Origin of the sequence: Marinobacterium rhizophilum DSM 18822 (assembly GCF_000378045.1) — a bacterium.
Classification (GTDB): Bacteria; Pseudomonadota; Gammaproteobacteria; order Pseudomonadales; family Balneatricaceae; genus Marinobacterium_A; species Marinobacterium_A rhizophilum.
In genome coordinates, this window is record NZ_KB899097.1 from 96,261 (window position 1) to 110,557 (window position 14,297).

Genomic DNA, 14,297 nt, shown 5'->3' on the forward strand with positions numbered 1-14,297 from the left:
AAACGGGTTCCGACGCGCAGTCCGCCCTCTCTTCGGGTCTCGCGAAAATCGGCGCCGAACTGCAAAAAGGGTTCAGAATGAACCCTTTTTGCACATCAGATTAAATAACGGCTAGCGTACCGGGGAAGTTGCAGCTGTCACACCGTCATCAACCCAGTCGACATCGTTCAGATCGGTAATGAGCTCATCGTTTTCTGCCCAGGCCCTGCGTTCAGCCTCGCTTGCGCGTGGCGAGAACATTCCGAGATTGGCATAGGCTATGCCGATCAGCGGAGATACCCAGCATGCAAAGGCCAGCGGGATGTACAGCAGGTTTTCAAGATTCCCATCCGCAATACCAAGCCCCAGCGCACTGATCACGAAGGCACCGCCGGCGTTCCAGGGAACCAGCGGCGAGACGAGAGTACCGCCTTCCTCGATCGCGCGTGACAGGTTCAGGGTCGAATACCCCATGCCTCTGTAGACCGGTGCATACATGCGACCCGGCAGCGCGATGGACAGGTAAGGGTCACCGGCAACCAGGTTGGTAGCAACCGAGGTAGCTGCGGCCGCAGTTTGCACACCTGCAAACCCGCGCACCTTGGTGATGATCACGCCAATGATCGCCTCGAGGCAGCGGGTCTTTTCCAGCGCACCGCCAAAGCCCAGTGCGATAAGCACGAGGGAAATCGTCCACATCATCGACTGGATACCCCCCCGGTTGAGCAGGCTGTCTATCTCACTGACACCGGTATCGATCGAATAGCCGCTGTTACCATACGTAAAGACATCGTGCAGCCCGGCACCCTGCACCAGCATCGCCGTTGCGGCACCCGCCAGAACGCCCGCGAAGAGCGACGGAATGGGGGGCATACGCTTGACGGCCAGCACAATAACCAGAACAGCGGGCAGCAGCAGCCAGGCCGAGATCGTGAAGTTGTCCTGCAAGGACGCGGTAATGGCATTGATCTTGTCGAAGGAGGCACCATCCTGCTCAATGAGGGCAAAGCCCGCGAAGAGATAAATCGCGAAGGCGATCAGCATGGCCGGGATTGTCGTCGGCATCATGTTCTTGATGTGAGAGAAGACGTCCGTTCCGGTCACGGCCGGGGCGAGATTGGTCGTGTCCGACAGTGGCGAGACCTTGTCGCCAAAAAAGGCTCCCGAGACCACCGCGCCGGCTGTCCAGTACATCGGAATATCAAAACCGGCCCCGATACCCATCAGAGCCAGACCCACAGTGCCGACGGTACCCCAGGATGTGCCCAGTGCCAGTGAAACGACAGAGCAGAGCAGCATCGCTGCGGCCAGGAATATTTGCGGCGTCAGCAGAGTAAGGCCGTAGTAAATCAGCGTGGGAACGGTGCCACTGGCAATCCATACGCCAACTATCATGCCGACACAGATCAGCACGGACACAGAGGGCAGGGAAACATGAATGACGTGAAAAACACCGTCTTCGATATCGCGCCACTTCAGCCCGAGCTTTATTCCGACGAGGGCCGTGATCGACAAACCAAGCGCCAGGGGAATATGCGGGGTAAAATCGCCGAAATAGAATAGCTGAATACCGAGTACCAACAGCGTCAGGACAATGGGCGTCAGGGCCAATGGAAGACTGGGCAGTCTGCTTTCCGTTTTCGATGGATCTGTCATGTTAGTTCACCTCATGTAATCGCTTTTTGGGGTTGCTCTAGTCAATTCTTGTTCTAATTAGTAATGACATGACCCACCTCACTCTGGTCGCCGCTGTTTTGCAGCTACCAAGGCGTGACACTCCCCCGCTTAGTAACCGATCCATACAGATGGATCAGAAAACATCAGGGATACAACGTCGGGCGTATCAAGTCCGCTGGCAATTAAATGACGAACGATGCAGCGGTACGAACCGCCATCGCTGATAAGATTTTTAGTTATTGGTTATTAGATGTGCCCCTGTGATCAGAGGCGTGGAACCAACCGTTCCACCGTACAGGCTCAAAATTGAGCCTGCTGTGGTTCAGTTGGAAGAACGGATAAAGCAGGTATCTTCGTCGTCCCAGTCAAGCTGCGCATCGCGCGGCTTAAGGTCGTCGGACGTCTTCTGTGCTTCGGACTCATGGCTGTAAAAGCCGTGAGACGGTGTATCTACGAATACTGCGCGGGAATTTTCCAAGACCGCATCTCCTCATGCGTTGCAGTGAAAAACGACGGCTGTCGCCCTGCCTTCATGGCAGGGAGCCAGCCGTCAGGTGCCTGGGGAACTTATTCCGAGGCGGCAATCAGGCTTGCGTTGCCGCCCGCGGCGGTGGTATCGACACAGAGATGACGCTCGATCACAAAACGCTCGGGCGCATCCTGCTGAGTGAGCAGCGGCAACAAGGCGCCGTCGCGTTGCGACAGAGCCACGCGGTATTCGCGCAGCGTCTGCAGCGGGGCCGCGCTGACCACGGCGACGAAACCGTCAACGGTCTGCAGTGCCGCGGGCTGAATCAGGCCATCCAGTCCCTTCACGGGAATGCCTGCAGCCTCTGCCGCGCCCAGCGCCTGCGACGCACCAGGAGCCACCACCACCACCGTATTGCCCTGCGACAGCGCGATGCCGGCCTGCTGCATTGCCGATGCAAGGTCGGGTCCCAGACAGACAATCACGCCGCGCGGACGACAGGAGAGACGGTTGAGCTCACCGGTCGGCCCCGGCATCTCTTCCGGTGCGGCATCCAGCGCCGCGGGCACGGCACCAAAGATCGGCTCAAGCCGCTGCGCACGATCCTTGGCCACTGACCATTCCTGGCCATTCAGCTGGTTGATCGCACTTTGTAACTGCTGCGCGGTGACCGTTTCGGCCGCAGAAATCTCAACCCCCTGAGCCGATTCGGTCTTCATGAAGCGGCGCACATACTGGGGGCCACCCGCCTTGGGACCGGTACCCGAAAGCCCCTCGCCACCAAAGGGCTGGGAACCGACGATGGCACCGATCTGGTTGCGGTTGACGTAGATATTGCCGACCTTAACGCGGTTGATGATGCGCTCGACCCGCTTGTCGACACGGGTATGCAGACCGAAGGTCAGTCCGAAGCCCTGGGCATTGATCTGGTCGACCACCTGGTCGATCTCGTCAGCCTCGAAAGTGGCAACGTGCAGGACTGGCCCAAAGATTTCCTCTTCCAGCTCGTGAATTCCGTCGAGCTTGATCACCGTCGGCGCTACGAACAGGCCTTCAGCGGGAATGGGCAGCTGCTTGAGCACGCGCCCTCTGGCCGCGAACTTTTTGCAATGCGCCTCGATTTTCTGCTTTGACGCCAGATCGATAACCGGCCCCACGTCGGTGGAGAGCGGCCAGGGGTTACCCACACGCAGCTCGTCCATGGCACCGAACAGCATCTCCAGCAGGTGATCGGCGATATCCTTCTGAACATAGAGCATCCGCAGGGCTGAGCAGCGCTGCCCCGCACTCTGGAAGGACGAGGCCAGCACGTCACGCACCACCTGCTCAGGCAGGGCCGTTGAATCCACGATCATGGCGTTCAAACCGCCGGTCTCGGCGACCAGAGGCGCATCCGGCGCCATGGATTGGGCCATCACCTTGTTAATGTGCTGTGCCGTGGCAGTCGATCCGGTAAAGCAGACGCCTGCAATGCGCGGGTCGGAGGTCAGCGCCGCGCCGACCGTGCTGCCGCCACCGGGCAACAGCTGCATGGCGGCTTTCGGAATCCCGGCTTCATGCATCAGCTCGACAGCACGGGTCGCAATCAGCGCAGTCTGGCCGGCGGGTTTGGCGATAACGGCATTTCCCGCCGCAAGCCCCGCAAGCACCTGACCTGCAAAGATGGCCAGCGGGAAATTCCAGGGCGAGATACAGGTGATCACACCACGACCGGCACCGAAATCCTTGTTGCGCTCCGCTTCGTTGGGATAGTAGCGGGCAAAGTCGACGGCCTCGCGGATTTCAGCGATGGCATCCAGCAGACTCTTGCCGGCTTCCCGGGTGCACAGCGCAAACAGCTCAGGCGCATGGGCTTCAAACAGGTCGCCTACGCGGCGGATACGGGCGCTACGCTCCTCAACCGACAGCGCAGACCAGGCCTCAAAGCCTGACTGTGCAGCCTCGATAGCACCCTCGATATCTTCTTTGGATGCCTGGGTGACATGCCCCACCAGGTCTGAAGGGTCAGCCGGATTGCGCACTTCCTGCACTTCCCCACCCTTAACCTCGCAGCCCAGTACCGGGCCGCCCTGCCACTGGCAGGTTTTGAAGCGACCCCGCTCTGCTTCAATCTCCGCGACTTCTACCGGGTCGGTGATATCCCAGCCCTTGGCATTACGACGCTCGGCACCGTAAAGCGCGGCAGGTCGAACGATCGCCTTGCTCGACAGTGAATCCCCCATCGCCTCGACCGCATCGAACGGGTCACGGGCAACATCTTCGGGCTTGATGCGGGTATCGACAATCTGGTTGACGAAAGAACTGTTGGCACCGTTCTCAAGCAGGCGCCGAACCAGGTAGGCCAGCAGATCCTGGTGCGCACCCACGGGTGCATAAATACGGCAGCGTGCCTGCTTCTTGCTGACGATCGCATCGTGCAGCGATTCACCCATGCCGTGCAGACGCTGGAATTCAAAGCAGTCCCGCCCCTCGGCCAGTTCCAGAATGGCCGAAACCGAATGGGCATTGTGGGTGGCGAACTGCGGATAGATACGATCGGTCATGCCCAGCAGTTTCTTGGCGCAGGCGATATAGGACAGGTCACTGTTGACCTTGCGGGTAAATACCGGAAAGCCCGGCAGCCCCATAATCTGGGCGCGCTTGATTTCCGCATCCCAGTAGGCGCCTTTCACCAGCCGCACCATGATGCGCCGGTCCAGTTTGCTGGACAACGCGTACAGCCAGTCGAGCACGTGAGAGGCACGCGGTCCGAAGGCCTGCACCACGACACCAAAGCCATCCCAGCCCGCCAGTTCAGGATCGGACAGCACAGCTTCTATAACGTCGAGGGACAGGTCCAGACGATCCGCCTCTTCCGCGTCAATATTGAAGCCCATATTGGCCGCTTTAGCCTGTTTGGCCAGCTCAAGCGCACGGGGCACCAGCTCACCCATGACCCGGTCTCTCTGGCCGAATTCATACCGGGCATGCAGTGCAGACAGCTTGACCGAAATACCGGGATTGTTGCGGATCTCATCGTGTACACAGCTCGGCGCCAGCGCCGCAATCGCATTTGAATAGGAGCGGTGATAACGCAGTGCATCCGCATCGGTGCGGGCCGCTTCGCCCAGCATATCGTAGGAGTAGGTGTAGCCGCGGGACTCGTACTTGCTCGCGCGCTTGACCGCTTCCTGAATATCGCGTCCCAGTACGAACTGACGCCCCATTTCTTTCATCGCCTGCGCGACGGCGGTCCGCACCACGGGCTCACCCATGCGCTTGACCATTGCGCGTAATGTATTGGCCAACCCCTGCGGGTCAACCGGCGAGAGCAGCTTACCGGTCAGCAACAGTGCCCAGGTAGAGCTGTTGATGAGCGAGGAGTTCGACTGTCCGCGGTGATCGCCCCACTTGCCGGAGGAGATCTTGTCTTCAATCAGCGCGTCAATCGTGCTTTTGTCCGGCACGCGCAACAGCGCTTCGGCCAGACACATCAGCGCCACGCCTTCTTTGGTGGTCAAGCCATACTGCGCCAGGAATTTTTCCATCATGGTCGGGGTGGAATTGGCGCGAACGTCACGGACCAGCTCGGCAGCACGCGCCGAGATGCGACGACGGACGTCGGAGGAGATGCAGGCATTGGCAACCAATGCTTTGATAACCGTCGTTTCATCCGCCAGGTAGTGACTACGAATTGTCTGCCGGCAATCGGCCATCGACAGCGTTGTGTTATTCATCTGCCCTTCTCCTATGTATGAAAATCTCAATAGATCCATTCTACTCACCTGCGAAAAAACAATTTCCCTATAGATGGCAAAATGGCAATTCAATTGAACTTTATAAAAATAACTATTTGTTATTTATGACTACTAAAATATTAAGTTTTAGTTAATTCGACCTAACCATGCCCTGCAGCCCGCGTCATCCACAGCAATCTGAAAACCAATGCCCTCCCGAAAAAAACCGACGCAAGGATGTGCAGGCTGGGGCGGCTCAGGGGCCACGCGCCGGTAAGCCGGCGATCGAACCCAGCAAGCCGCCCGAAAATGTTCGCCGTCATGAGAGCCGGCTGACTTGGGCTGCTTATTGCGGTGTTTAAAAGCGATAAATCGGCGGCATTGCCGACGTACACGGTTGACTTCCCACCGAACAAGCCACAAGAAGGCGGCCTGCAAATAACGACCTTATTTAACGTAGCTTAAAACTGTACAAAAAACCGACAACCCCAAATGACCCGCAGCAGGTCGAGCGCTCCAGCCCAGCCTCCCAGGCAAGCTCCGGCAGACCCCTCAATGCAACGGAAAATACGCCACAGTCGACCGCTTTCATCTCCTGAATTTCGGCCAGCGTTGGGTGCCAGCGGGCGAGCACCACGTGCCGGTGCTTGAACCCGTACTCAAGCACAGCAGAAACCCCGGGCTTCTCCCGGTCCTCCTGCGCCATGTCGAGCACGCCCTGGGTCAGGGCACGTAGCTGGTCATCAAGCTCATTGCGATAACTGCTGGCCGCCAGCGCCTGCCAGTGACTGGTCGCCGTAAAGGCACGAATCTGCCGATCAAGCCAGACGGACCCCGGATGGATGCAGGATCACCTGAGCATCGACAGACAACCACACCATTCTACGCGAGCCTGGGAGGGCATTTTCTCTCTATACATTCGACTTACAGGACAATAGAATTAATTTTCAGCAAAATTAAAAACGATTCGACCATAAAGAAACATTTTTTTGGACAAAAGACGAAATTATGGGAATTCTGGACAGAACAGATCTGAAAATCATCAGTGAATTGCAGAAAAATGCCCGGATCACGGTCACCGAGCTCGCGTCCCGGGTGGGTCTGTCAAAGACACCCTGCCAGGTACGCCTGCGCCGCCTTGAAACAGAAGGCTACATCACGGGCTATACCGTGCTGGTTAACCAAAGCAAACTGGGACGCAACCACATCGCCTTTTGCCAGGTGACACTCAACAGCACCAGCAGCAAGGCACTGGCGGCTTTTAACGAAGCAGTCTGCAAGATTGCACAAGTGGAGCAATGCCACATGATTGCGGGGGGGTTCGATTATTTGCTGAAGATACGCACGAAAGACATGGCCTCCTATCGCGCGGTTCTGGGCGAGGAAATATCCGCTCTGCCACATGTGCTGCAAACCACCACCTTCGTGGTGATGGAAAACGTCAAAGACGTCGCATTATAGGTCCAGGGGAACAGGATGGCAGGACGCCCCCGCCATCGGCATCCTCTGGCAATACCGGGCAGGATCAAGGCTCCCTGAGCATGGATGGATTGCCCGGCGGCACCGGTTCAGATGTTAACTGTAAGGAAGCAGGAGCTCGTGGCCAACCACTTTATCGACTAGGTCATAGGTGATTTTGTACTGCGCTCCCTTGTACTTGACGACCGCATAATCCAGGCACATTTTTATGATCGTGCATTCAATAATATTGCTGCCATCGGTGATGCGAACAATATTGTAGTTGTGCAGCAAAATTCCCACGGTCCACCCCTGTCTTAAGAAGACGACTTTATAGCCCTCACTCTCCATGAGGACAACCCTGTATTAAGGCAGCAGCGAGCGCAGTCTCCTGTTTTAGAAACGCGCGACGCTGTATGGCTCCGGATCAATCGGTGGCTGCATACCCTTCATCAGGCTAACCACGAGCTCGGCACTGATGGCAGCCTGGGTAAGGCCCAGGTGCTGATTGCCGAAGGCAAACAGCAGCCGCTCATATTGCGGGTGGAAATCGATGACTGGAAGCGAATCGGGCAGCGTCGGCCGGTGCCCTATCCACTCACGCACGTCCATAGCCGGATCGGCCAGTTCGGGCAACAACGCCTGGCTGTGCCGACGCAAGGTCGCGAACCGCTGCCGAACGGGTTTGAGCTTCAAACCGCCCAGCTCGGTGAACCCCACAGCGCGCAGCCCCGAGTCCAGTGGGCTCATGACAAACCGCCGCTCCGCCGAGCCGATCGGCCGCTGCAATGAGTTGACGCCGGCATCGAAGCTCAGGTGATAGCCCCGTTCAGCTTCCAGCGGCACATTGATGCCCGCCGTCTGCAACAGCTGCTTGCTCCAGGCGCCCGTACAGACAATAGCCCGATCAAAATTCAAGTTCCCCGTGTCCGTTTGCAGCACCACGCCATCGCTTGCAGGCTGCAAGGCGCCAACAGGTTGTTGCAGGTAAGATCCACCGCGCGCCTGAAAAGCCGCAAACAGCAGCTGACACAACCGAAAGGGTTCGCGTACCTGGCACGCCTCGGGAAAGTAGAGCGCATGGCTGACAGTGCCCGCCAGCGCCGGCTCAAGCTCGGCCAGCCGTGCTCCGCGCACCAGTTCGGTGGGGACATTCCAGCGTTGCAAGTAGTCGGCATGACGGCGGGCATCCTCGAGCCGGTGGGCCGACTCCCACACCAGCAGGTAGCCGGAACGGCACAGCTGCTCACTGGCGCCAATGTCATCCAGGCAACGCTGCCAGGCGGGCACAGCCGCACGGTTCAACGCCACAAGCCCCTGGCGCGACCGCTCCACCTGCGCCGGACGCGCCGCCGCCACAAAACGTGCCAGCCAGGGCAGGATGCGGTGCAGATAACCCAGCGGCAGCGCCAGCGGCCCGTGCGGATTCAGCCACATCGACAGCGCCGAACGCAGCGTTTTCGCACTGGACAGCGGCTCGACCAGCTCGGTGGCCAGGTAACCGGCATTACCAAAGGATGCGCCCTTCCCAGGCGCCTCCCGGTCAATCAGGGTCACCTCGAACCCCTGGCGCTGAGCTTCCAGCGCCGTACAGAGCCCCACTATCCCGCCACCGACAATCGCCACCGTACCGGGCCTGCCTGCAGGCCCGGATTCCGAGCCGAGGTGTTTCATCAGGCGAGCCCTTTCACAGCTTGTTTCATTGGTTTAGCGCCATTGTCTTGCGTCGGCCCGCCCGGTACTGGCACCCCGCTGTCATCGGCGCGGCGCGAGAACCAGCCGGTCTGCGCATAGAGGATACCGATCGCCGGCGACAACCAGCAGGCAAAGGCCAGAGGTGCATAGAGCAGGTTGCTGTAATCACCGGAAACAACCGTCAACCCCAGCGCGCCGATCACGAAGGCACCGCCGGCATTCCAGGGAATCAGCGGCGACACCAGGGTTCCGCCCTCCTCTATTGCACGGGACAGATTAAGGCGGCTGTACCCCATCTTGTTGTATTCAGGTCCGTACATGCGACCCGGCAGCGCAATCGACAGGTAAACATCGCCGGAAACGATGTTGGTCGCCACCGAAGTCAGAATCGCATTGGTCTGCAACCCGCGAAAACCCCTGATGCGCTGCATGATTGCGCTGACAACCGACTCCAGGCAACGGGTCCTTTCCAGTGCCCCACCGAACGCCAGGGCAAACATCATCAGGGTCACCACCCAGGTCATCGATGCAACACCACCACGGTTCAACAGGCTGTCCAATGCGTCGGAATCCGTGCTGATCTTGAAACCGCTGTGGGCGATGGTAAGGATATCGTTCAAGCCATAGCCGTAGTTAACCGCGGCCACCAGGCCGCCCATCACGAAGCCTGTAAAGAGCGCTGGGATCGGCGAAACCTTGAAAAACGCCATGCCAATGACCGTCAGCAACGGAATCAGCGGCAGGAAGCCGAGATCGAAATGCTCACTCAGACCGGCCTTGTACAGGCGAATCTGCTCCAGCTGGGACGCGTCCACATTGGCCTGGCCGCCCACCAGCAGGTAGATCACAAATGCAATGACCATCGCCGGGATGGTGGTCGGCATCATGTTGCGGATGTGATCAAACACATTGGTTTCGGTCACGGCCGCCGCAAGGTTGGTCGTATCCGACAGCGGTGAGATCTTGTCTCCAAAGAAGGACCCGGAAACAACGGCACCGGCTGTCCAGTACAGCGGAATACCGAAAGCCGTACCAATGCCGACCAGCGCCAGACCGATGGTGCCAACGGTGGTCCAGCTTGAACCGATCGACAGCGACACCACCGAACACAGCAGCATGGAAGCGGCCAGGAACCAGGCCGGATCAATCATATCGAGCCCGTAATAAATCAACAGCGGAACCGTCCCACTGGCGATCCAGGTGCTGACCAGCATGCCGACCACGATCAGGGTCGCAATCGACGGCATCGCCACGTGCAACACATGAAACGCGCCGGCTTCGATGTCCTTCCAGCGGTACCCCTGAGACCAGCCAACGAGGCCGGTAATGGCAAAGCCTATCGCCAGGGCGATATGGGGTGTGAAGTCGTCATAATAAAAGATCTGCAGGCCCAGCAAGCCAATGGTCAGCACGATGGGTATCAGTGCAACCCAGAGGTTGGGCATTGCATTTTGGGGGGCTTGTTGTTTCATGTACTTAACTCCGCAAGATGAGAGATCGCCGTCTTCATCCTTTTTTATTGTCGATGTTAATAGACCCTGCTCCGCACCCCTGCAGCCGTGTATACGTCTGAGCCCGCAGGCTGAACGCCAGCGCTCACGGAAATATCGAGATTGCGGGAGCAAACATCGGTGACGTACATCCCTGTACAAAAGAAGGGCCACCCAAAAGGATGAGCCCAGGCAGCACTTTTCTATTCCTGGTTCCGGTACGCCAGGATCGCTGCCGCAAGGTCTTCGCGCGAATCGCCTACGGACTTGAACAGGGTGATGGCACTTTGCGGATTCGCCAGCGACGTGCGCCCCTGGTGCCGGCCGCGGCACAGGTCGGCGAATTCTGCGTGGATATGCTCGGGCGTAATCGCGCCTTCGCGGATCGGGGTAATCAGATCGCCGGTTTCGCTCAGCGCACCTGCCCGAGTATCGACGAAGACCGCGCTACGCTGCATGGCCCGGTTGTCGGTTTCACGCATCGTCGGCGTAAAGCTGCCGACCAGGTCAAGGTGGGCGCCGGGCTTGAGCCAGTCGCCCAGAATCACGGGATCCGTGGCCAGGGTCGCACAACTGATGATATCCGCGTTACCCGCTGCCTGCTGCAGCTGGTCGGTCGGACACACTCGGGCATCGATATCGGCGGCCCGCAATTCGTCAACCAGTGCCTGGGATGCGGCTTCGTTGCGATCCCAGACACTGACGCGGCAGATCGGGCGCACTGTCATGTGGGCCGGAATCAGCCGGCGGCCCATGCGGCCGGCACCGACCATCAGCAGCTCCTGGCTGTCTTCGCGGGACAGAAAGCGCGATGCCAGCGCCGAGGCCGCAGCGGTGCGGCGGGCGGTGACTTCATTACCCTCGAGCTGCACTAACGGGTTGCCGGTTCGGCCGCAGCTGAGCAGGTAATGGCTGCTCAGGCCCGGCTGATGGCGGGCGCTGTTGCCGGGAAACACATTGACCTGCTTGACGCCCAGGTACTCGCCCGGGATCCAGGCCGGCATCAGCAGCAGCGTGGCTTGCGGCTCACTGGGTACGTCGATGCTGTGATGGTGTCGCACCGGCGAACAGACATCGTCACGGGCAAAAATATCGTTCAGCGCATCGATCATCAGGTCCCAGGGCAGTGCATTACAGACCTGCTCGGCATTCAATTGCATAACGGTTTCTCCGGCTGTTATTCTGTTACTTCATGGTAACGAATCCAAATGCGTTGCCATTGACCGAGGCACTGATGTTCTATACCCAGGCTACGGAACGACTCCATGCACACCGGGTGCGGAACCTGATTCGATGAATAACAGCCAGGCACGTCGCAACCTGATCGCTCGCAAGAGCGGCGAACACAGTCATGATTACGCCCAGGTACTGATTGGATGGCGCGGACGGATGAACTGCCACTTCACCGACACAGGCGGGCGCCTTGCCAGCGGTACGGCAGCCATTGTGCCGACCTCGGCGAATCACCTGTATGAAGGGTTAAGTGACAGCAGCGAGTTGCTGGTCATTGACGTAGCCCTGGCCGATCCCTACATCGCCTCTCTCGAAGCGGCCTGCGGCCTGCAGTTCAGCGAGACCCTGTTCCAGCGGCCGGAATTCATTGTTCTGGATGCCGATACGCTTCCACTGCTGGATTTTGCCGCTTCGCAGTTGCAGCGCGGCACAGGCCGCAGCAATGCCCTGGTCAGCTGTCAGCTGGTATCCCTTTTCATGACGCAGCTGTGCCAGCTGTACCTGAGCGACACGGCTCAAGCCCCGGCCCGGACGCGCCTCGACGCCACTCAGCTGAACCGCTATATCGACAGCCAGCTTGCAGAGCCACCCAGCAATATGGAACTGGCGAACGCCATGAACCTGAGCGAAAGCCATTTCCATCACCTGTTCCAGCGCCAGTTCGGCGTCACACCACAGCAGTACCTGATGCAGCGACGACTGCAGCGCGCCCGCTATCTGCTGCTCAACAGCCGAATGCCGCTCGCCGCCGTCGCACTCGAAGTCGGCTTCGCCGATGCCTCCAGCTTTTCGCGTGCCTACAAGAGCCGCTTCAACGAGACACCGGGCACCGCACGGCGCGCATTTCAAGCGCCGGGCTGATCTGGCGCCCTGGGCCACTAGGGCGAGTCATGCCGCGCTTGTCCTTGCCTTGCGGCACTCGTTGATGAGCTGGGTAATCGGCTCGCCACGGACCGGCGAAGCCAGAATGCCAATCTCCCGGACGATCCCGACGTCCTCCAGTTCAGTGACAGTCACACGATCGAAGAGGTCGGCGTAGGCTTCGGCTTGCGGCAGTATGGCGACACCCATGCCATCAGCCACCATGCTCAACAGGGCCGGAATGTCGTCGATTTCGACCCACTCGATAACACCTGCCCCCTGTTGCTCAAGCAGGCGTTCAACCTGACGTCCGCCAAACGAATGGCGGCTGTAGCGCAGAAAAGGTTGTTCATTCAACGTCTTCTGCCAATGCGAAACCGGCATCGCGGGCGGCGTGACCAAGACGAAACGTTCTTCAAGCAGGGGCTCCCAGACCAGGCTCTGCGGCAAACCGAAGCCCGGGCGCACCATCACGGCCAGCTCCAGTTCGCCTGCATCCAGCCGGTCCAGCAGTTCCAGGGAGGTGCCCGGTACAACCTGAATATGAAAGCGGGGAAACGCGGTGTGAAACGCCTTTAAAGCGCGCTTGAGGAGGGTCGGCTGTACAGACGAAATGGCCCCGATGCGCAAGCGACCCGTACTTGATGACCAGTCTGCAGGTTCGGCCAGGTTCTCGATAAGCGCCAGCACCTCGCCAGCCCTCGCCAGTACGGTGTGGCCAACAGGGTTCAGCGTTGCCGAGCGACCGGTCCGGTCGAAAAGCTGCATGCCCAGCTTGTCCTCAAGACGCTTCATCTGCCCGCTGACGGCGGCCTGGGTCAGGCCTATTCGCGCCCCTGCCGCCGCAAAGGTTCCATATCGAGCAACGGCAACAAGCGTTCTGAGTTCGGTGATCATGGCGACTCATAAGATTATTTTGATCTCACCGCAAAAATATACAGTTTTTCGTTTATCTTGGAAAATTCTATCCTGCGTACAACATCACCCGGGAGTTACCTATGAACACGCAACCCATTCGCCCCTTTCACCTCGCCTTTCCCGTCGACGACCTCGAAGCTGCACGCGGCTTCTACACGGGCCTGCTCGGTTGTGGCGAAGGCCGCAGTTCGCCCGACTGGATCGATTTTAACTTTCACGGCCATCAGATCGTGGCGCATTTGGCGCCTGAGGAAACGGGCAAGGGACACACCAATAGCGTCGACGGCCATGGCGTTCCGGTGCGCCATTTCGGGGTCGTGCTATCAATGGAGGAATGGCAGGAAACGGCCGACCGCCTGACGCAGGCCGGTGTCGAGTTCGTTATCTCCCCGTACATTCGGTTCAGGGGACAGCCCGGCGAACAGGCCACCATGTTCTTCAACGACCCGGCCGGCAACGCCATTGAACTGAAAGCCTTCAAGGACATCGGTCAGCTGTTTGCCAAATAAGCCATGACCGCCTTGTACTGTCAAAGTCCTCCGGAATCATAGAGCCGATCGCACGGTGACGGCACAAGGTGTGTCATTCGCACTGAGCCTTTCACTCAGCTAGCCCCAGCCCGCTGGATCTGTTGCGCAAGTCTTCGATATCACGTTTGGGTGGCGTTCCATAAAGGCGACTGTACTCACGACTGAATTGGGATGGACTCTCGGATCCAACGGTAAAGCAGAAGGACTCCGCGTTAAACAGGCGATTCAACGCATTCTGCGCCCCGAGAAGAACGCGGGTTAATAACCAGCC

General features: G+C 58.9%; 12 protein-coding genes. 3 read left to right on the forward strand and 9 right to left on the reverse strand.

Translation table 11 applies throughout. The annotated features are described in order from the left end of the window. Nucleotides 1–111: 111 nt before the first annotated feature. The 4 genes from nhaC (F451_RS0111715) to F451_RS0111730 form a co-directional block, all read right to left on the reverse strand. Nucleotides 112–1,635, reverse strand: a complete 1,524-nt coding sequence (nhaC, locus tag F451_RS0111715; protein ID WP_040879750.1) for a Na+/H+ antiporter NhaC — start codon at nucleotides 1,633–1,635, stop codon at nucleotides 112–114. A gap of 343 nt (nucleotides 1,636–1,978) precedes the next feature. After that, entirely contained in the window at nucleotides 1,979–2,134 is a 156-nt protein-coding gene (locus F451_RS27745) for a hypothetical protein (protein WP_020681560.1), read from the reverse strand. A gap of 89 nt (nucleotides 2,135–2,223) precedes the next feature. Continuing rightward, the gene (putA, locus tag F451_RS0111725) at nucleotides 2,224–5,841 is read right to left on the reverse strand and encodes a bifunctional proline dehydrogenase/L-glutamate gamma-semialdehyde dehydrogenase PutA (RefSeq protein WP_020681561.1); all 3,618 of its coding nucleotides are present in this window, start codon (nucleotides 5,839–5,841) and stop codon (nucleotides 2,224–2,226) included. 451 nt (nucleotides 5,842–6,292) lie between these two features. Next, nucleotides 6,293–6,685, reverse strand: coding sequence for an NAD-glutamate dehydrogenase domain-containing protein (locus F451_RS0111730; RefSeq protein WP_156826455.1), 393 nt, complete (start codon nucleotides 6,683–6,685; stop codon nucleotides 6,293–6,295). Between the two features lie 164 nt (nucleotides 6,686–6,849). On the opposite strand from F451_RS0111730, the gene F451_RS0111735 reads away from it, so the two are divergent. After that, nucleotides 6,850–7,302, forward strand: a complete 453-nt coding sequence (locus tag F451_RS0111735; protein WP_020681563.1) for an Lrp/AsnC family transcriptional regulator — start codon at nucleotides 6,850–6,852, stop codon at nucleotides 7,300–7,302. Nucleotides 7,303–7,416: 114 nt separating this feature from the next. On the opposite strand, the gene F451_RS0111740 is transcribed toward F451_RS0111735, so the two are convergent. From F451_RS0111740 to lhpI, 4 genes are all read right to left on the reverse strand, one after another. Next, nucleotides 7,417–7,602 (reverse strand): hypothetical protein, encoded by a 186-nt coding sequence (locus F451_RS0111740; protein ID WP_026291715.1) that lies wholly within the window; start codon nucleotides 7,600–7,602, stop codon nucleotides 7,417–7,419. Nucleotides 7,603–7,695: 93 nt separating this feature from the next. Next, a complete protein-coding gene (locus tag F451_RS0111745; RefSeq protein WP_020681565.1) occupies nucleotides 7,696–8,973 on the reverse strand; it encodes an NAD(P)/FAD-dependent oxidoreductase in 1,278 nt (425 codons plus the stop codon). Next, entirely contained in the window at nucleotides 8,973–10,466 is a 1,494-nt protein-coding gene (nhaC, locus tag F451_RS0111750) for a Na+/H+ antiporter NhaC (protein WP_156826456.1), read from the reverse strand. The genes F451_RS0111745 and nhaC (F451_RS0111750) overlap by 1 nt, the downstream gene beginning before the upstream one ends. Nucleotides 10,467–10,687: 221 nt before the next feature. Further along, nucleotides 10,688–11,644 (reverse strand): bifunctional Delta(1)-pyrroline-2-carboxylate/Delta(1)-piperideine-2-carboxylate reductase, encoded by a 957-nt coding sequence (gene lhpI, locus F451_RS0111755; RefSeq protein ID WP_020681567.1) that lies wholly within the window; start codon nucleotides 11,642–11,644, stop codon nucleotides 10,688–10,690. 133 nt (nucleotides 11,645–11,777) lie between these two features. Here lhpI and F451_RS0111760 point away from each other — a divergent pair, with 133 nt between their 5' ends. After that, nucleotides 11,778–12,578: a helix-turn-helix transcriptional regulator gene (locus F451_RS0111760; protein ID WP_020681568.1), complete on the forward strand. Its 801-nt coding sequence runs from the start codon at nucleotides 11,778–11,780 to the stop codon at nucleotides 12,576–12,578. Nucleotides 12,579–12,605: 27 nt separating this feature from the next. Here F451_RS0111760 and F451_RS0111765 read toward each other — a convergent pair whose 3' ends face one another. Then, a complete protein-coding gene (locus tag F451_RS0111765; RefSeq protein ID WP_020681569.1) occupies nucleotides 12,606–13,475 on the reverse strand; it encodes a LysR family transcriptional regulator in 870 nt (289 codons plus the stop codon). A 101-nt stretch (nucleotides 13,476–13,576) separates the two neighbouring features. Here F451_RS0111765 and F451_RS0111770 point away from each other — a divergent pair, with 101 nt between their 5' ends. Next, entirely contained in the window at nucleotides 13,577–14,005 is a 429-nt protein-coding gene (locus F451_RS0111770; RefSeq protein WP_020681570.1) for a VOC family protein, read from the forward strand. The last annotated feature ends 292 nt before the right edge of the window (nucleotides 14,006–14,297 follow it).